This is a genomic window from Arthrobacter sp. AQ5-05, from assembly GCF_003287975.1.
In the GTDB taxonomy this organism is placed as follows: domain Bacteria; phylum Actinomycetota; class Actinomycetes; order Actinomycetales; family Micrococcaceae; genus Paeniglutamicibacter.
Genome location: NZ_QMKQ01000016.1, coordinates 48,889 through 66,393 on the forward strand (window position 1 = coordinate 48,889; position 17,505 = coordinate 66,393).

General features: G+C 62.2%; 13 protein-coding genes. 8 read left to right on the forward strand and 5 right to left on the reverse strand.

The genetic code is table 11. The features are described from left to right. The first annotated feature begins 248 nt into the window (after positions 1 to 248). Positions 249 to 1,397, forward strand: coding sequence for an acetate/propionate family kinase (locus DQ353_RS14000; RefSeq protein ID WP_113763356.1), 1,149 nt, complete (start codon positions 249 to 251; stop codon positions 1,395 to 1,397). On the opposite strand, the gene mgtA is transcribed toward DQ353_RS14000, so the two are convergent. Both mgtA and DQ353_RS14010 read right to left on the reverse strand, forming a co-directional pair. Continuing rightward, positions 1,394 to 4,072 (reverse strand): magnesium-translocating P-type ATPase, encoded by a 2,679-nt coding sequence (mgtA, locus tag DQ353_RS14005; protein ID WP_113763399.1) that lies wholly within the window; start codon positions 4,070 to 4,072, stop codon positions 1,394 to 1,396. The two genes, DQ353_RS14000 and mgtA, sit on opposite strands and share 4 nt — an antisense overlap. Before the next feature lie 32 nt (positions 4,073 to 4,104). Then, positions 4,105 to 4,566, reverse strand: coding sequence for a universal stress protein (locus tag DQ353_RS14010; protein WP_286166822.1), 462 nt, complete (start codon positions 4,564 to 4,566; stop codon positions 4,105 to 4,107). Positions 4,567 to 4,877: 311 nt separating this feature from the next. Here DQ353_RS14010 and DQ353_RS14015 point away from each other — a divergent pair, with 311 nt between their 5' ends. Then, on the forward strand, positions 4,878 to 7,313 hold the full coding sequence (locus DQ353_RS14015; RefSeq protein WP_113763400.1) for a phosphoketolase family protein: 2,436 nt from the start codon (positions 4,878 to 4,880) through the stop codon (positions 7,311 to 7,313). A gap of 109 nt (positions 7,314 to 7,422) precedes the next feature. On the opposite strand, the gene ligD is transcribed toward DQ353_RS14015, so the two are convergent. Continuing rightward, positions 7,423 to 8,292, reverse strand: a complete 870-nt coding sequence (gene ligD / locus DQ353_RS14020) for a non-homologous end-joining DNA ligase (RefSeq protein WP_113763358.1) — start codon at positions 8,290 to 8,292, stop codon at positions 7,423 to 7,425. Positions 8,293 to 8,629: 337 nt separating this feature from the next. Here ligD and DQ353_RS14025 point away from each other — a divergent pair, with 337 nt between their 5' ends. Continuing rightward, the gene (locus tag DQ353_RS14025) at positions 8,630 to 10,276 is read left to right on the forward strand and encodes an ABC1 kinase family protein (RefSeq protein ID WP_113763359.1); all 1,647 of its coding nucleotides are present in this window, start codon (positions 8,630 to 8,632) and stop codon (positions 10,274 to 10,276) included. Positions 10,277 to 10,322: 46 nt separating this feature from the next. On the opposite strand, the gene DQ353_RS14030 is transcribed toward DQ353_RS14025, so the two are convergent. After that, entirely contained in the window at positions 10,323 to 12,005 is a 1,683-nt protein-coding gene (locus DQ353_RS14030) for a GAF domain-containing sensor histidine kinase (RefSeq protein WP_113763360.1), read from the reverse strand. A 596-nt stretch (positions 12,006 to 12,601) separates the two neighbouring features. Here DQ353_RS14030 and DQ353_RS14035 point away from each other — a divergent pair. The 5 genes from DQ353_RS14035 to DQ353_RS22345 all read left to right on the forward strand — a co-directional run bounded on the left by DQ353_RS14035 (position 12,602) and on the right by DQ353_RS22345 (position 16,723). Beyond that, positions 12,602 to 13,672: a zinc-dependent alcohol dehydrogenase family protein gene (locus DQ353_RS14035; protein WP_113763361.1), complete on the forward strand. Its 1,071-nt coding sequence runs from the start codon at positions 12,602 to 12,604 to the stop codon at positions 13,670 to 13,672. Between the two features lie 11 nt (positions 13,673 to 13,683). Continuing rightward, positions 13,684 to 14,325: an NADPH-dependent F420 reductase gene (locus tag DQ353_RS14040; RefSeq protein WP_113763362.1), complete on the forward strand. Its 642-nt coding sequence runs from the start codon at positions 13,684 to 13,686 to the stop codon at positions 14,323 to 14,325. Positions 14,326 to 14,403: 78 nt separating this feature from the next. Beyond that, on the forward strand, positions 14,404 to 14,808 hold the full coding sequence (locus DQ353_RS14045) for a universal stress protein (protein ID WP_502696403.1): 405 nt from the start codon (positions 14,404 to 14,406) through the stop codon (positions 14,806 to 14,808). Between the two features lie 435 nt (positions 14,809 to 15,243). Further along, the gene (locus DQ353_RS22340) at positions 15,244 to 15,747 is read left to right on the forward strand and encodes a P-type ATPase actuator domain-containing protein (RefSeq protein ID WP_286166823.1); all 504 of its coding nucleotides are present in this window, start codon (positions 15,244 to 15,246) and stop codon (positions 15,745 to 15,747) included. Then, complete coding sequence (locus tag DQ353_RS22345; RefSeq protein ID WP_286166824.1) at positions 15,644 to 16,723, forward strand: HAD-IC family P-type ATPase; 1,080 nt, start codon at positions 15,644 to 15,646, stop codon at positions 16,721 to 16,723. Before DQ353_RS22340 ends, DQ353_RS22345 begins: the two co-directional genes overlap by 104 nt. A 193-nt stretch (positions 16,724 to 16,916) precedes the next feature. On the opposite strand, the gene DQ353_RS14055 is transcribed toward DQ353_RS22345, so the two are convergent. Next, positions 16,917 to 17,432, reverse strand: coding sequence for a universal stress protein (locus DQ353_RS14055; protein ID WP_113763401.1), 516 nt, complete (start codon positions 17,430 to 17,432; stop codon positions 16,917 to 16,919). Positions 17,433 to 17,505 lie beyond the last annotated feature (73 nt).

The window sequence follows — 17,505 nt, forward strand, 5'->3', positions numbered from 1 at the left end:
CGACAACAGGAACAACGCGTATACGCTTGCGAACGAGCTCGGCAGCAACATCGCCCTGGGTTTCTGGAAGGCAGCGCGGTTCGCGCTGCCTTCGTCTTGGGAATCGTGTCCGGCTCCATGCTGGCGGCCGATTCCGATCGGTGCCATGATCGAGGTATCGCCGAAAATGAAAATCTGGATAAGGGTAAGACGACCCTCCTGCGATTACCACCTGGGGTCGGGAAACCTCGTCATCGGAGGACAACAACGTGCTCATATTGGTGCTGAATTCCGGCTCATCGTCAATCAAGTTCCAGCTGCACCGGTTACAAGAACCGAGCACCGCGAACCGGTCCACGGTGCTGGTCGCCGGCCAGGTCGAGAGGCTTGCCGGGGTCGAAGCTCCGAGCGAGTATGGGCAGACCCTCAGCCAAGTCAACCAGCAGGTGATTCCGGTCTTGTCTGGGCAGAAAATCGATGTGATCGGACATCGGGTGGTCCATGGAGGCGAACTCTTCACGGAACCCACCGTGCTTACCGACGAGGTCATCGGTGCACTGGAACAGCTGACTCATTTGGCGCCGCTGCACATACCCCAGGACGTTGCCGGAATCCGTGCTGCTGCCACCATCTGGCCCGGAATCCCTCAGGTTGCCGTCTTCGACACTGCGTTCCACCGGACCCTGCCCGAATCTGCCTGGCGCTTTGCCATCCCGGACGACCTCTACCTCGACCACGGGATCCGACGCTATGGCTTTCACGGTATCTCCCTTGCCTTTGTAACCGACCAAGCGTCCAGCTTCCTCGGGATCCCTTCCGAAGCACTCGACGGCATCGTCGCCCATTTGGGCAATGGCGCCTCCGTAACCGCCATTCGCGGAGGACGGAGCATCGATACGTCCATGGGCTTCACTCCCGTGGACGGCCTGGTCATGGGAACCCGGTGCGGGGACCTCGATCCCTCGGTGATCTTGTTCCTGCAACGCCGGGGACTCGACGCCGATGCGATCGAGGAACTTCTCAACCGGAAGTCCGGCCTGCGGGCCCTTTGCGGCACCAGTGACATGCGATCGGTCGAGGAAGCGGCCCAAGCCGGCCAGGCCAGGGCCGTCCTCGCCATGGAGATCGCCGCCTACCGACTCGCGAAATACATTGGCGGCTACCATGTGGCTGTCGGCGGAGCCAAGGTGCTGGTCTTTACCGGTGGCATCGGGGAAAATTCGGCCGCTTTTCGTTCGTTGGTTCTTGGCAAGCTGGCCCCGCTGGGAATCGTGCCGGACGGCTCCGCCAACGAGGGAGGTGCCACGGGGACGCGGTTGATTAGCTCCGCATGTTCTTCGTTCCCGGTTCTCGTTGTTCCCACCGATGAAGCATCCGTCATTGCAGCAGCCGCTGCCTCGCTGTTGCCGATTCCCTAGGTCGCCCGGTGGTCCGCGCTGGACCGGACAACTTGCTTGCTGGCCACACGCGCACCTCCCGGCCCCAGGGGCCCGGCAACGCTGAACCGAGAAGCGCGCCGATGCACATGGTGGGGCCCTCCGCGTTTGCGGCTTGTCGGTGCCCTGCGCTCCGATCTTGAAAAGAACCAGCTCTTGGCAATTTCGACCAAGACGAGGTACACCACCGTCAGCCCAAGCAGCGACAGGAAGAACGGGGCAGGCAACGGATCAAAACCCAGCAGGCCAGCCACCGGTGACAAGGGGATAAAAATGCCCAGCGCGACCACTCCCAAGGCGGACCCAAGCAGTCCCATCGAGGGTCGGCTGCGAAGGAACGGCACACGGCGGGTCCTGATCGCAAAAATGATCAGAGTTTGCGTCGCGATGGATTCAATGAACCAACCGGCCCGAAACTCGCCTTGAGCCGCATGGAATGCGAAGATCATCAGGCTGAAGGTCGCAAAATCAAAGAGCGAACTGATCGGTCCGAACAGGAGCATGAAGCGCCGAATAAGGGAGATGTCCCAATGCGAGGGTGCGAACATCTGTTCCTTGTCCACGTTGTCCCCGGGGATGGCAAGCTGTCCGGTGTCATAGAGCAGGTTGTTGAGCAGGATTTGCCCCGGCAGCATGGGCAGGAAACTCAAGACAACGGAGGCTGTAGCCGCACTGAACATGTTCCCGAAATTGCTTGAGGTTCCCATCAACACATATTTCATGGTGTTGGCAAAGATCCTCCGTCCGTCTCGGACTCCTTCGGCCAGGACGCCCAGGTCCTTGTCCATCAGGACAATGTCGGCCGCGTCCTTCGCAACGTCCGTAGCGCTGTCAACAGAGATTCCTACGTCTGCCTTGTGAAGTCCGAGGGCGTCGTTGACGCCGTCCCCCAGGAATCCGACGGCGCTTCCGTCTTGCCGCAGAAGCCTGATAAGTCTTGCCTTCTGTTCGGGGGAAACCCTGGCAAAGATGTTTGCGTCCCGGGCAGCAACGATCAAATGCTCATCCGTCATCGCGTCCATCTGGATTCCGGTCAGGGTTCCGCCCAATACCAGGCCCAGCTCCCGACACACCTTCTCGGCCACCCTGGCGTTGTCCCCCGTGGCGATCTTCACCGTGATGCCCAACGCTGCCAGCTCCACGAGCGACTCCTTGGCATTCGGCTTCGGGTTGTCCTGGAAGGTAAGGAATCCGGCCAGGCGCAATCCCCGTTCGTCGGCGATTCCAAGTCCGGGCAGGTTGACGGTGGCACGGGTAGCCACAGCGACCACTCTCGCGCCCTGATCGTATAGTTCATCAAGTCGGGAATGCGCATCGGGAGGGACGTCGACACACAAGCGCATGAGATCTTCCGGGGCACCCTTGCTGATGATGCGTTGGTTCCCGGCCGGGTCCGACACCAGAACACTGGACATCCTGCGTTGGTGGTCAAAGGGAACAATGTCCACCCGCTTCCAGCTGCCCGGCACAAATTCACGGGCTGCCGGAGCATTCCATAACGCGGTGTCCAAGGGATTGTGTCCTTCCGTGGAGACCACTGCACCGGAAAAGTCCATTTCCGTGGAGACCAGTCCCAGGACGAACAGTTCCGCAACGGAGAGGTCCGGAAGCACCGGCAGTGCCTTCGAGAAGCCGATGCGACCCTCGGTCAGGGTCCCGGTCTTGTCGGTGACCAGCACGTCCATGTCTCCCAGGTCTTCGATGCAGACCAGACGTTTGACCAGGACATTCCGTCTGGCCAACATCCTGGTCCCGGTGGCTAGGCAGGTGCTTACCACTGCGGGCAACAGCTGGGGCGTTATGCCCACCGCAATCGCCAGGGAGAACAGCAATGACTCGATGAACGGACGGCCAAGTAGCAGGTTCGCGATGAAGATGAGCGTAGTCAGGACGACCGCCACCTGCAGAAGAAGGTACGAGAAACGCTTGAGGCCTTGCTGGAATTCGGTTTGCGGCTGTCCTTCCCCCAAACCCAAGGCGATTTGGCCAAACTCGGCGCGGCCGCCCGTGGCCACAACCACGCCGGTGCAACTGCCGAATTGGATGACGGTTCCCATGAAGGCGCACGAACTCATGTCCCCAACGGAAACCTCACCGCCAACGGGGGCAGGATCCTTTCGAACCGGCAGTGATTCCCCCGTGAGGATGCTTTCGTCGCACGACATCTCGTCACAAACCAAGAGCCTGATATCGGCAGGCACGATAGCGCCCAAGAATAGCCGGACGACATCGCCGGGAACCAACCTCACAACGTCGAGTTGGCGCTCCTTGCCATCCCGCAGGGCCACAACGGTGTGGGTCACGCGTTTGTGAAGTGCCTCCGCTGCGCGTTCAGCCCGGAATTCGCTGCTGAAACCCAATCCGATACTGACCGCCAAGATCACGGCAATAACCACCGAGTTGGTGATGTCCCCCAGAAAGACGGATAAACCGGCAGTGGCCAATAGGAGCATGAGGATCGGACTACGCAGTTGCCTCCACAGCACAGCCCAAGGCTGTGCCTTATGGGTTCGCAATGCGTTGGGGCCCACCACGGCTAGCCGTCGTGCCGCTTCCGGCTCGCCCAGCCCCACCTTGGTCGTGTCCAGGTCAAGCAGGACACGTTCCGTTGGCCGGCGGGCGGCGTCTTGGATCGAAAGTGCCGGGCTCGCCGCCATTCCCAGTCCGGCTACTTGGACCCCCGCCGGCTTCATGTTCCGATCGATTCTTCCGTTGGTGGTTGCGACGGTGAATGGACCACGAGCACCGGACACTTTGCATGCTCCGCACACGCCGAGCTGACGGATCCGAGCAACAAGCCGGCGAATCCTCCATGACCGCGCGAACCGACGACCAGCATGCAGGCTGAAGCGCTTCGCTCAATCAGGATGCGCGCGGGCATGCCCTGGCAGCACTGCGCAAACAGGCCCTCAGGCATATTGTTTCCGAAGGCCTCGGCCAGGGAATCGTCCATCACCTGTTGCGCGTCTGTCTCCGGATTCCAGGTCGGGGATGCATAGGCACCCCAGGCGTTTTCAAAATGCCACACGTTGACGGCAACGACTACCGCCCCGAGGGAAGGAGCCAGCTTGGCTGCCCATTTGAGGGCTTCCACGGAACCGGCAGATCCATCTACTCCCACCAGGATGTGTGCACGATCAATGCTGGCCATGTCTTCCATCGTTCTACCGTTCGTCGTCAACGCGGCACGGGGCAAACGACATGTCATGAGCCAGGGGCCACCGCCGAGACCATCCGTCCCCGGATATCAATCATTGGCCCTGTGCGACGCTGCCGAACAGGGTACAACGTCCCTAACCGTCCTGCCGGATCCGTGCAACAGTGGAAGCACCGCAGCATCCGCCACTCGATTCGAAGCACCGGTCGGGTGAATCCGGATCAGGCAACGGCCACTTGGAGCAGTCCTTGAAGAATCGGTTCAATCCCGTCGATCCCCCGGCAGTGCAGGCTCCGGTCCCGGCCATGGATGCAGGAGAGCTCGACCTCCTGAACCGGTACTGGAATGCGGCAAATTACCTGACCGTTGCCCAGATCTACCTCCAGGACAATGCGTTGCTGCGCGTTCCATTGGCCGCTGGACACATCAAGCCGCGGCTGCTGGGGCATTGGGGAACGAGTCCCGGATTGTCCATGATCTATGTGAATCTCAATCGGCTCATCCGCATGACCGGCGCCCAGGTCCTGTTCATGACCGGTCCCGGACACGGCGGACCCGCAGTGGTAGCCAACCTGTATCTGGAAGGAACCTATTCCGAGATCTACCCCGAGGTCGGCCGGGATCTTCCGGGGCTGCAACGGCTGGTCCGTCAGTTTTCCACTCCGGGCGGCATCCCCAGCCATGTAGGGCCGGCCACACCCGGTTCCATCCACGAAGGCGGGGAGTTGGGCTACTCGCTGGCACATGCAACCGGTGCCGCAATGGACAACCCCGACCTCATAGTCGCCTGCGTGGTCGGCGACGGGGAAGCCGAAACGGGCCCATTGGAAGGAGCATGGAAGGCTCCTTCGTTCCTGAACCCTGACCGGGATGGGGCCGTCCTGCCGGTTCTGCACCTCAACGGTCACAAGATTTCCGGTCCCACGATCCTGGGCCGGCGTTCCGACAGCCAAGTCATGGCGCTGTTGCGCGCTCACGGCTGGGAACCGGTCATGGTCACCGGTGACGACCCTGCCCTTGTACATACGAGCCTTGCCCGGGCCCTCGCCGACTCCCACACCCGGATCATCCAGATCCAGGAGCGGGCCCGCAGTCGTGGAAACACAGGGCCTGCCCCGTGGCCTGCCATCGTCATGCGCACCCCAAAGGGCTGGTCGGGCCCGGCTTTCGTGGATGGAGTCCCGATCGAGGGCACGTTCCGTGCCCACCAGGTTCCGTTGGGCTCGGTCCGGGAGAATCCCGCCCACTTGGCTCAGCTGGAATCCTGGTTGCGCTCCTACAAACCGGAAACGCTCTTTGATGAGGACGGACGGCTGGTTCCGGAACTTGCGGCACTCGCCCCCCAGGGGCACTTGCGCATGGGCGCCAATCACTGGGCCAACGGCGGTTCGTCGGCCCCGCTGCCGCTGCGGCCGCTGGAAGACTATGCCCTCAAGGTGGGTGCTCCGGGTTCCACCAAACACGAAACCACCAGGCCGTTGGGTGAGATGTTTCGCGACATCTATGCCGATACGGCCCAGGATCCCCGGTTCAGGCTGTTCAGCCCGGATGAGACCAACAGCAATCGACTTGGTGCCGTCTTCGAGGTCACCGACAGGTGCCTGATGACTCCGTCGTTGGACGGCGATGACCATTTGTCCCGGAACGGCCGCGTCATGGAGGTCCTTTCGGAGCACCTCTGTCAGGGCTGGCTCGAAGGCTACGTCCTCACCGGACGATATGGATTCTTTGCCACCTATGAAGCGTTTGCCATGGTGAGCGCCTCCATGACCGTCCAACACGCCAAATGGCTCCAGCACGCCCGTGAACTACCCTGGCGGCACCCCGTGCCCAGCCTGAACATCCTGCTCACATCGACGTGTTGGCGCAACGACCACAATGGCTTCAGCCACCAGGGACCGGGCCTGATCGACACCGTGCTGTCCCTGTCCGGCTCGGTGGTCCGGGTCTATCTTCCCCCGGACTCCAACACCTTGTTGGCCACGGCCGAACACGTCCTACACAGCAATGGCCACCTGAACCTGGTCGTCGTGGACAAGCAACCCCACCCCCAATACCTGAATCTGGAGGAGGCCCGCCGACACGCCGCAGCCGGTGCCTCGATCTGGCGGTGGGCGGGCAACGAGGATTCACCCGGAAACACGATCAGCGGCCGGAGCACAAGGACCGGCACCGAATCATCCGTCACGGCTGCCGACGGGCAGTTGCCGCAGGCCGAGCCGGACATCGTCCTGGCCTGCGCCGGCGATGTCCCTACCGAGGAGACGCTCGCCGCGGCATGGTTGTTGCAGCGCTATGTACCCGGGCTGCGGGTCCGGGTGGTCAATGTGATGGATGTGTTCGTGCTTCCGCCCCATGCCGTCCATCCCCATGGGCTCACCGACGCCGGTTTCGAAGGCCTGTTCACCGCTGAGCGCGATGTTGTCGTGGCATGGCATGGGTACGCCCGAGCCATACACCAACTGCTGCACGGACGCTCGAATCCGGGCCGTTTCCACGTCCGCGGCTACAACGAACAAGGAACTACGACGACGCCGTTCGACATGGTGGTCCTCAACCGCATGAGCCGCTACCACCTTGCCCTCGAGGCGTTGAACCGGGTCGACGGCCAGTTCGACGGCGCCCTCGAACTGGTGGAGCACTGCCGGGCCATGCTCGTGAAACACGAAGCCTACATTCGCCGGCATTTGGAGGACATGCCCGAAATCCGCGACTGGGTCTGGTCCCCGCCTCGGGGCTGAAACCCCTCGCAGGTAAAGGACCATCACTGTCCTGGTCCTGCGGCGTTCAAGACAGATTCCCGCTAGCGCCGAAGGGTTCGCCCCCGGGCGGGAAGCATCTGCGGCTGGTTCATAGTCCCGGCACGATTCCTGCTTCGATCCGTGCCAGCACCTCACGATAGTCCAGCTGGGCCAGATCCACCGCGTCGATCTCCTCCCAACGCCGCGGTGCAGCCACGGTCGGGAGCGCCGAGCCTCGCAAGGAGTATGGAACAACCGTCGTCTTTCCCGGCCAGTTTTGGCTCCAGTCGACCAGCACCTTTCCCCGACGCAATTCCTTGTCCATGCGGCTGACCACCATCTCCGGATATTCACTTTCCAAGGACATGGCCAGTTCATGTGCCAGGCGTGCGACCTCGTCCGACGTCCTCTTTCCGTCAAGCTCGGCATACACGTGCAAGCCCTTGCGTCCGCTGGTGACAGGGAGGGAGACGACGCCCATTTGGGCAAGCGATTCCTTGACAAGGAGGGCCACGGCGGCGCACTCGGGCAAGCCTGCACCTTCTCCCGGGTCCAGATCCAGCACCATGCGGTCGGGGTGCTGCGGAGTGCCATCCGGGGAAAATCGCCATTGCGGCGCGTGGATCTCGAGGGTCGCAGTCTGGGCAAGCCATACCAATGTCCGGGCATCGTTGACCATCGGATAGATATTCACATGATCCTTGTGCTGCATTCTTTGGCGCAGTACCCACTCGGGCGTGGAGGCATCAAGATTCTTCTGGAAGAAGCTCTTGCCGGGATCTGTGCCGGTTCCCACTCCGTCAACCCATCGTTTACGGGTTGCGGGCCGGTCCCTGGCCCATGGGATCATTACCGGGGCTACTTGCATGTAGTACATGGCCACATCCAGCTTGGTGGTACCGGTTTCCGGATAGAGAACCTTCCCGGGGTGCGTGAAACGGACAGCTCCACCGTCCACATGCAATTCCTGCGCGCTCATGGTGAGCCCCGGGTTCCACAACGGTTCGGGTTACCGACAGCTTGGCTTTGAGGCCGTCCGCATCCGGGTCCCTGGCCAACCACGGTCTCGAGCCCGGCACCGTCGTTCATTCGAGGATCACCTTTCCTCTGCGATCATTGACTCTCGATTCTGATGCCGGGATCGACAGATGTCCAGAGCTATCACGAGCCGAATAGCTTGTCCGGCCCCGCCGCCGCCCTATGCCCTGGGCCACCATCAGGGCTACGCTGTCGATCATGTTACTGGTCTGTTCTGGGGTTCCCGTCCTCGGTTGCTTCCTCCGTCCGGCCGAAGCATCCAAGCCCAGGAGTGAACCGTGACCTCGCACTTTGAACGCTATGCTGAAGTTGCGGAAATCCTCGTCAGGCATGGTTTCGAATCGTTGGTGAACGTTCTAGGACTGGAACGGCTGCAGTTGCGTTCGATACCACGCTCGTCCGGACCGTTGAGTAATCCGGATCGCCTGGTTCTGGCCTTGGAAGAGCTGGGGCCCGCCTTCATCAAACTTGGGCAAGTGCTTTCCACGCGGCCGGACCTACTTCCGCCAAACTACCTTGCGGCGCTTTCCAGGCTCCAAGACGGTACACTTCCCGTTCCGTCAAACATCATTCGTTCCTTGATCACACAGGAATTGGGCGCATCTCCCGAGGAAGTGTTTGCCGACTTCAGTGATGCTCCCTTGGCCAGCGCGTCCATCGGCCAAGCCCATGCCGCGACCCTGCACAACGGCACCGCTGTGGTCGTCAAGGTTCGGCGGCCCGGCGTTGTCTCACAGGTGCAGGAAGACCTGGAGATCCTGCAAAACCTGGCCCACCAGGCAAGCCGCAATTGGAGCGCCGTGGCGGACTACAACGTGGAGTCGATAGCGGCTGCCTTTGCGGCAACGCTTCGGGCCGAGTTGGACTACCTCAAGGAAGGCCAGAACGCAGAGAGGTTTGCCAACAACTTTGCCGGAGACGCAAGTATCCACATTCCAAAGGTCTTCTGGGAAACCACGACGTCCCGGGTCCTGACGATCGAAAGGATCCACGGACTGAAGATCGATGATGCAAAGATCCGCGCCATGCCCGTGGCCGCACGGGACCAATTGGCCGAGCAGGCCACACGAGCAATCGCGCAAATGATCTTCGATGATGGGTTCTTCCACGCAGACCCACACCCCGGAAATCTGTTCGTTGAATCCACCGGGTGTATTGGGTTGATCGATTTTGGAATGGTTGGCGAGCTGAGCGAGCGTCTCCGAGACCAACTCGGCAAGCTACTCCTTGCGTTCAGCAGGAATGACGCCGACCGGATTTCCCGCTGCCTGATTCAGCTCTCGATCAACACGAACACCACAAACCGGGAACGACTCGTGCAGGACATCGGACACTTCATGCGGCAATATCAGGGCAAGCTTCTTGGCGAAGTCCAGCTCTCGTCCCTCGTCACCGAGCTCCTCGCCATCCTGCGCACCCACCGGCTTCAATTGCCCAGCGAAATGGCGATGCTGGCAAAGATGATCCTGATGACCGAAGGCATGGGCGTTCGGCTCAATCCCGAGTTCAATCTCGGTGAGGTGCTCAAGCCCTATGCGGGCAGGCTGGCCCTCGAACGGCTCAATCCGCGCAGACTACCTGGCATGCTCAAGCAGTGGGGATTGGATGCTGCGGACCTCGGCGCCGACCTGCCCGAACTCCTGGAGCGCGTGCTTCGAAACCTCGACGACGGCCCCGAGGTGCGACTCCGTTCCGACGACCTCCTGCCGTTGCTTGCCCGGGCGGAACGCATCGGAAATCGGCTCGTGGCAGGCATGATTCTCGCAGCGTTCATCCGCGGAATCGGGGATCTAACAACTGCTGACCGTGATCGATTGAATTCGTGGCAAAACTGGTTGCTTGCCGGCGGTCTCGGCGCCATGGGGGCCATGGGCGGTTACCTGGCGTGGACTTCCAGACCGAAGGCACGACGCCCCGGGCCGTAGTGATGCGCTGCGCCTCTCAATCAAGATTGGGATGGCCTTCTGCCCGCTACACGATGTAATCTTCGGGAAAGGTCACTCGAACCCGAGCAGTGCCATCGCGGGACAATGGAACAGACCAAAACAATCGCGTGCCCTGGACTGCATCGCCTTCCACCTGAAATACGCCGTTAAGCTTCAGGGCCCGGGTTTCGAGGTTTTCCAATCCGCTCCGTCCGGCCGGATTGCCAATTCCGCGGCCGTTATCGCTCACCGTGACGTTCAATCTGGCTTCGTTTATGGCCACGGCGACTACGATTTCGTCCCCCTGAGAATGCCTGACGGCATTGCTGACGCCCTCGGTGACCACCGCGAGGAGGTTCTGCGCAACATTCGGCGAGACCTGTGAGTCAAGGGGCCCGGACAACACGATGCTCGGCGTAAACGAAAGGGACTTGGAGACTTCCCGCACGGCATTCAGGATTCGGCTGCTCAGCAGTTCCCTCTCACCAGTGGAGACCCTCAGCGAATAAATGGTTTCCCGCAGTTCTTTGATCGTTGCGTCCAGTTCATCGGTGATTGTCCGGATGCGCGAAAGTCCCTGTGGGTCGATGACGAAACGACCCAGACTTTGTACGTTCAGTCCTGCGGCAAACAGGCGTTGGATGACGACGTCGTGAAGATCTTGGGCGATTCGGTCTCTGTCCGTATACAAGATCAGCTGTTCACGGAGCTGGTGGGCCTTGGCCAATTCCAGTGACAACGCCGACTGAGCACAAAAAACGGCGACCATTTCGATAACCACCGTCGAGAACAACGCACCGCCGTTCCCCCGGAGGAGCACCAACAATCCCTGGGCAGCGCTCTTGGTACCAAGACGAGCCAAGAGGGCAGGACCATCTGCCGAGGAGAAGTCCGGTCCAAGCAAGCCAGATGCTTTTTCAAAGGCCACGGGCTGGCCCGAAGCCAGAACACTTCGAACAGCCCCCGGATCCAGTTTCAGCGGGAGCCGACTCACCCCGGGCAACAACCCCGCCGATTTTGCGACTACCTCAAATTCTTCTCCGTTGTCCGATGGGTTGCAGATCAGGACCATGGCCGATTCCGAAGCTTCAAGGGCCGCTTGCGCCACGAACTCCGGGCCCGACCCGATGTTCTTCGTTGCCGCGCCCATCATGTGGACGGCAACTTTTCTACCGGCTTCCAGCCATCGGGTTCGCAATTGGGCTTCATCAAATAGTTTCGCGTTCTCGATGGCAAACCCGGCTGCACCGGCAAGGGCCACTGCCAGCTCCTCGTCTTCAGCCGTAAAAAGCTTTCCATCCCTCTTTTCGGTCAGGTACAGGTTCCCGAACACCTCGTCATGGATCCGGATTGGGACGCCCAGAAACGTACGCATTGGTGGATGGTGCTTCGGAAACCCGTATGATGCGGGGTGCTCATGCAGATCGGGGAGCCTGATTGGCCGTGGATCACGGATCAAGAGCCCGAGAACGCCATGACCGGTGGGCAACGGCCCGATGAGGCGCCCCAGTTCCGCGTCGATGCCTTCGGTAATGAAGTGGCTCAATTCCTTACCGTCTCCAAGGACTCCAAGCGCGCCGTACTGGGCGTCCAACAGCTGGCAAGCGGACTGAACCACCCGCCGAAGCACTGCTTCGAGGCTCAGTTCTTCCGCAATGGACAGCACTGCCGAGAGCAGTCCCTGGAGTCTCGCGTCCGGATGCTGGGCACGCGAAACCGATTCTTCCATTGGTCGCCTCCATCGAATGTTGGCTACTGAAACCGTGACATGATCCGTTTGCCGACCCCTTGGCCCACGATACGCCCCAAGGGGCGTAGCCACCATGCCTGCGCGAGTTGCCACAAGGTCATCCACCGACCCCGGCGGCGCCCTTGGCTCCCCACGCTGTGAAGCAGCGAAGACCCACTGGCCGATCATGCCCAACCCTGCATGGATTCGAATCGGATTCTTGCGTGACAGCACGGAGCGTCCCGGGCTGCCTCGGGTCAGGGGACGGTGCGCGAACAACAGGAACGTTGGTTGAAGGCAGCCACAATCGCTTTCCAACCCCCTGGGGGCCATTTCCCACACCAGCGACCTCACTTCGCTGGGCACGGCTACACCATGCCTGGATCGAACTTGGAATTCCTTTTGCGAACAACCTGCATCGGATCCCTGAACCAAACGGTCGATGGCATTCGCCGATCCCGATCCAGCTTGCGCGTATTTGGAAACGGTACGGGCCCTAAGACCCTTGCCCACGTGACCGGCCCCCCGTAGCGTCAATTTCACCGGTACCAGGGCGGTCTTCCCTGCCGCCTATCCCTAGCTCCCAAGGATCCATCATGAAGGCATTGATCTACCATGGTCCGGGCGACAAGTCCTGGTCGGATGCTCCAGACCCGCAAATCCTCCATGCCGGCGACGCAATCGTCAGGGTGGATACCACAACGATCTGCGGAACCGACCTCCACATTCTCAAGGGTGACGTTCCGGCTGTCCTGCCCGGACGGATCTTGGGTCACGAAGGCGTTGGAACCGTGATGGAGACGGGGCCGGGCGTTCACGACCTGACCGCGGGCGACCGGGTCCTGATCTCCTGCATCAAGTCGTGCGGACACTGCCCCAATTGCCGTATCGGGCTGTACTCCCATTGCCTCGGCCAGGAGGGACAATCCGGCATCGGCTGGGTTTTTGGCCACCTCATCGATGGCACCCAAGCCGAATTCGTCCGGGTGCCCTACGCAGACAACTCGCTGTACAAGCTGCCCGAAAGCGTCAGCAATGTCGAGGGAGTCATGCTCTCGGACATCTTGCCCACGGGCTTCGAAATCGGGATCCTCGCCGGCGGGGTCAAGCCCGGGGATGTGGTCGCAGTCGTCGGCGCCGGACCGGTGGGGCTTGCCGCCATCGCCACCGCCGGGCTCTGCGGAGCCGGGACCGTCGTGGCCATCGACCGGGATGCCAGCAGACTCGAGCAGGCCCGGGAATTCGGGGCGACGGATACCGTTGACTCCACCGCTGTGGATTGGCGCAAGCAGGTCATGGCCCTCACCGATGGCGCAGGGGTGGATGTGTCCGTCGAGGCCGTTGGGCTGCCGGAAACCTTCACCATGGCGGTGGGGCTTGTCCGTCCGGGCGGCCGAATTGCCAATGTCGGGGTCCACGGCACCAGCGTTGAACTGGCCTTGCAGGAGCTGTGGATCCAGAACATCAGCATCACCATGGGACTGGTCAACACCAATACCACCCCGATGCTGCTGAAGCTCGTGGCGCAGCACAAGATCCCGGCCGCAAAGTTCGCCACCCACACGTTCACGTTCGATCAGATCATTGGCGCCTACGACACCTTCTCCCGGGCTGCCGAGACCAAGGCGCTGAAAGTCATCATCAATCGCGTCAACTCACAATCCTGAAAGGCAGAATCATGGAACAGGTCACCATCATCGGCAACGGGCACATGGCCCGGTCCATCGCCGTCCGAATGCTCCAGGCCAGGCGCTCCGTGCAAATCCTTGGCCGCAACGGCGAAAAGACCAGGGATCTGGTGGAGTTCCTCGGCGCCGGCGCCCGGGGCGGCGCCGAGGGCGCGCCCATCGACGGAGGTATCGTGTTCCTCGCAGTGCCCTACAACGAAGGAAAGGACGCCATGCTCGTCTATGGCGACGCCCTGGCCGGAAAAGTCGTCGTGGACATCAGCAATCCCGTGGACCTGGCAACCTTTGACAAGCTGCTGGTCCCGAGCGGAACGTCCGCGGCCGAAGAGATCGCCGTGCATGCCAGCCCGGAAGCCCATGTTGTCAAGGCGTTCAACACCTGCCTGGCCAAGCCCCTGGAGGCGGGGTCCGTGGCCGGGTTGCCGCTGGATGTCTTCATCGCGGGCGACTCCGAGCAGGCCAAGGTCGAGGTCAGCGCCGTCGTGGCGGCCTCGGGGCTGCGCCCGATTGACGTCGGGCCGTTGCGCCGGGCCCGCGAGCTGGAGGCCATGATGTTGCTGGTCATGGGCCTGCAGGTCAGCCCCGACCAGGACAACTTCAATTGGGATACGTCCCTGAAGCTCCTTCCTTAGGAAGACATGAAAGCACCGTCGGAAAGGCCGGACCGCATCGTCGCAGGAATCGACGGCTCCGGATGCTCCAGGTTGGTCTTGCAGACCGCAGCAGCGGTTGCGGCGGCCTTGAAACTGAACCTGCAGGTCATTAGTTGCTGGAGCCGCCAGGATTTCCTCTTTGCCTCGCAGTTTCCCGGTGGCCGGTTCCCAGACCCGGATCTGGTCGAAAGGGAAGCATCGCATCTGGTGAATGACACCATCAAGCGCGCGTTTGGCCCGAACCGACCACCCGGACTGACCGTCAGAATCAGGTACGGGCATCCGGCAGCGGTCCTGATCGAGGAGAGCGCCAATGCGCGAATGCTCGTAGTGGGCCGGCGCGGCCGCGGAGGATTCAACGGCTTGCCGATCGGATCCGTGGCTTCCGCATGCACCGCCTATGCCCATTGTCCGGTGGTCGTCGTCAATGACCCGGATCAGGACGGATTCAACCGGTCATAACCGGCAAACACGGAACGGTCCGATGCGGTCCATTCGCCAACACCTCATGATCACGGCCACCCTTCTGGTGGGGTGCCTCGTGCTCCTGCTGCTGCTGTTCGGCCACGGAGGCAACGCGCAATTGCTGGCCGGCGTCTTTGCCGCGGCCGCCGCCGTACAACGGGGTGCGGAAATGATCCGCGAGATGTCCCACGGCCGCTGGGGCGTGGACTTTCTTGCCGTCACGGCTATCGCCAGCACCATCGCCGTGGGTGAATACCTCGCGGCCTTGATCGTCGTGTTGATGCTTTACAGCGGGTCGGAGCCGGAAACCCATGCCTCAGGCAGGGCAAAGGCGGAACCGGGTGCGCTGTTGAGCCGCGTACCACAAACCGCCCACGGGGAAGAAGGGGGCTCCTCGAAGACGTGTCCGTCACGGAGACCAAGCCCGGGGACGTGCTGCTCATCCGCCCGGCAGAAGTGGTGCCGGTCGACGGGAGGCTGCTCTCCGCGGGCGGGTCCTTCGACGAGTCTGCGATCACCGGTGAAAGCCTCCCGGTCGAAGCGGCCAAGGGCGATGAGGTCCTGAGCGGTTCGGTCAATGGTGCCGCATCCGTGCGAATGAGGGCGATCGCTTCTGCGGCCGATTCCCAGTACAGCCGGATCATCGCCTTGGTCCGGGACGCTGCCGAAAGCCGTGCCCCCGTCGTGCGCCTCGCAGACCGCCATGCCATTCCCTTTACGCTGCTTGCCCTGGCGATTGGGGGGTGCCGCCGGGTTGTCCAGCGGCGAGGCGCTGCGCTTTGCCGAGGTGATGGTCGTTGCCACCCCTTGCCCGTTGCCTATCGCGGCCCCCGTGGCATTCCTCGGCGGCATGAGCAGGGCGGCCAGGAACGGGATCATCGTCAAGCACGGGGGAACCCACGAACAGCTGGCAAGGATCCGGACGGCCGTCTTTGACAAGACCGGGACGTTGACGCATGGCCGGCCCACGCTCGTGGAGGTCAGGTTGGCGGGCGGAGCGGGCACGCGCGCTGGCGAGTCGGAGCTGCTTGCGTTGGCGGCAGCGGCGGAGCTCCACTCCTCCCACGTCCTCGCGGCCTCGGTGGTCGAATCAGCCCGAAACCACGCCCTGGAGATATCCGCCCCCGACGACGCGGTCGAACACGCCACCGACGGCGTTGCCGCCAGCGTTCGCGGGCACCGGGTACTCGTGGGAAAGCGGGAACTTGTCGAGACGAGCGCCGGCGCCATTGGCGAAGAACCGCTGGCAAGCGGCGAGCTTGCCGTGTATGTCGGGTGCAACAACGTCTATGCCGGGGCACTGATCATGAGCGACCCGCTGCGGGGAAACGTCGTGCCGATGCTGGCCAGGCTGTCCGGCCTGGACATCCGCCGGACCCTGATGGTGACGGGCGATGCCCAGGCAACGGCAAAACACATCGCGGCATTGGCGGGCATGCCCGAAGTCCTCGCCGGCTGCCGTCCGGAGCAAAAGGTCACCGTGGTTCGGTCCTTGGAACCCCGGCCGGTCATGATGGTCGGAGACGGCATCAACGACGCGCCCGTCCTGGCGGTGGCCGACGTGGGCGTGGCCATGGGCGCCCGGGGATCCGCTGCCGCCAGCGAGTCCGCCGATGTGGTGATCATGGTCGATGACCTGTCCAAGGTGGCCGATGCCGTCCGCATCGGCAGGGACACGGTCCGCATCGCGGTGCAAAGCATCTGGATCGGCATCGGTCTGAGCTTGGTGTTGATGGTGCTTGCCGCGGTGGGTCAGGTCCCCGCCGTGGTCGGCGCCCTGAGCCGGGAATTGGTCGATCGGGCAACCAGTCCCAACGCGCTCAGGGCCTTGAAGTTCAATGAACGAGCCATCGGCGGCCAACCGGCAGCCCCTCGAGCGGCCACCGCGCTGAACATGCCGGAATCAAGTTAGTTGTTCCCGGACGGAGCAAGGGCATGATCCGGGGTCCGAAGCATTGCCCGAGATCCGGTGCAGGATCCGCTGCACGCAGGGAATCCGCCGGCATGCGTTCGAGCGGGGCAAGCCCCTGGCCGGCGCAAGGCAACGCTTCGCTCGGGTCCGTCTCCCGGACGACTGCTGCTCCTCCAAGGGCCCGACCGACGGCTCAGGATCCGTCCGCCGGTTCGCCGCTCGATCTCTTCGCTGCATCAGTGTTGTCTTCTCCCGGGGATTCAAGGGCCTTCGCCGCCGGGCGAACGACAAGCACCGGACATGATGCATGCGCCGCACACGACGAGCTGACCGATCCGAGCAGGAGGCCGGCGAACCCTCCATGGCCCCGTGAACCGACTATGAGCATTTGCGCGGATTCGCTCTCCTCCAGCAGGATCTCCGAGGGACGGCCCGTGCGGCATTCCTCAACGAGACCTTCGGGTGGATCATCGCCGAAGGCTTCCGCCAGGGCATCTTTCAGGACCTCCCGCATGATTGTCTCGCCATCGTGTGCGGAGATGGAAAAGGGGCCGAAGAACATGTCGAGATGCCACACCGATACGGCCTTGATGCCCACTCCCAACCGGCCCGCCAGCTTCTTCGCCCAGCGCAGGGCCAATACCGATTCGGGCGAACCATCCACACCAACCAAGATGGGCAAGTTTCCACCTGCCGTTGTCTCGTCCATCGAAACCACCATTCCTCGATTGTCTTTGGCCGGTCTTCGCCACAAGGGCGACTGCCGGGGCACCGCAGACCGC

Excerpts from the sequence above, each read along its gene's own strand:
- DQ353_RS14055 (WP_113763401.1), bottom strand. The coding sequence starts at position 17,432 with ATGGACGAGACAACGGCAGGTGGAAACTTGCCCATCTTGGTTGGTGTG.
- DQ353_RS14040 (WP_113763362.1), top strand. The coding sequence starts at position 13,684 with ATGGAACAGGTCACCATCATCGGCAACGGGCACATGGCCCGGTCCATC.
- ligD (WP_113763358.1), bottom strand. The coding sequence starts at position 8,292 with ATGAGCGCGCAGGAATTGCATGTGGACGGTGGAGCTGTCCGTTTCACG.
- DQ353_RS14030 (WP_113763360.1), bottom strand. The coding sequence starts at position 12,005 with ATGGAAGAATCGGTTTCGCGTGCCCAGCATCCGGACGCGAGACTCCAG.
- DQ353_RS14035 (WP_113763361.1), top strand. The coding sequence starts at position 12,602 with ATGAAGGCATTGATCTACCATGGTCCGGGCGACAAGTCCTGGTCGGAT.
- DQ353_RS14010 (WP_286166822.1), bottom strand. The coding sequence starts at position 4,566 with ATGGCCAGCATTGATCGTGCACACATCCTGGTGGGAGTAGATGGATCT.
- mgtA (WP_113763399.1), bottom strand. The coding sequence starts at position 4,072 with ATGGCGGCGAGCCCGGCACTTTCGATCCAAGACGCCGCCCGCCGGCCA.
- DQ353_RS14015 (WP_113763400.1), top strand. The coding sequence starts at position 4,878 with ATGGATGCAGGAGAGCTCGACCTCCTGAACCGGTACTGGAATGCGGCA.